A 973-nucleotide genomic window follows, 5' to 3' on the forward strand; every position below is an offset into this window, starting at 1 on the left:
GGGTAGCCGTTTGTGGCTACCACGGCTGGCAAGACTGGTATATAGGCTCGACAACCCGCCATTTGGGGGTCCCCGAGTGCGTGAGAGAGTTGACGCACAGATTTGACTACAACGATCTTGCCTCGCTGCAGCGTCTGCTGGAAGCTCACCCGGGCGAGTTTGCAGCCGTCATTCTGGAACCGATGAATGTAACCTGGCCAACCCCGGATTTTCTGCCCGGTCTACGTCAGCTCTGTGATGAACATGGTACGCTTCTTATCTTTGATGAAACAATTACCGGCTTTCGAAATCATCTTGGAGGGGCGCAAACTCTATTCGGAGTAACGCCAGACCTTGCAGCTTTTGGCAAGGGTATGGCTAATGGATTCCCGATATCTGCTGTCGTCGGGCGTAAGAAGTATATGAAGCGTATGGAAGACATTTTTTTCTCAGGAACTTTTGGCGGCGATGTTATTGCTTTAGCTGCAGCTAAGGCCGTCATCAAAAAAATGCGTCATTACGATATACCTGCTTGCCTAACAGAACGAGGACAATTTCTCCTTGATGGCTTGAACACCATATTAACTGATATAAAAGCACCAGAATGGATAAAAACTGCGGGACACCCTACATGGTGTTTTCTGTTAATCTCTGACTCTCACAATCACTCAAGTTGGTTATTGAAAAGCTATCTGATGCAAGAGTTATGTAAGCGAGGTATCCTGACACTAGGAAGTCATAACCTCAACTACTCTCATACCTACGCGGATATCAATAACATATTGAAAGTATATACTGAAATACTACCTGCGCTGATAGATCATGATAGTAAAATGACAATAGAAAAAAATCTTGATGGTGAGCCAATTCAACCTGTTTTTAAAGTACGTTGACTAACAAAAATATCCATAAGTGCGCATACAACAATGATTTTATTCTATGCGCACTATTTGTACAGATCTAGTTATCACCTGACACCGGCCTCAAACCGGTG

The 973-nt window shown here is 44.5% G+C and carries 1 protein-coding gene; it reads left to right on the forward strand.

Translation table 11 applies throughout. From position 1 onward, the window contains the following. The coding region (locus L972_RS00240) for an aminotransferase class III-fold pyridoxal phosphate-dependent enzyme (RefSeq protein ID WP_047434190.1) at positions 1–872 on the forward strand (872 nt) is incomplete at its 5' end. Positions 873–973: the final 101 nt, after the last annotated feature.

This window comes from Aeromonas sp. ZOR0001, from assembly GCF_000801015.1.
Classification (GTDB): Bacteria; Pseudomonadota; Gammaproteobacteria; order Enterobacterales; family Aeromonadaceae; genus Aeromonas; species Aeromonas veronii.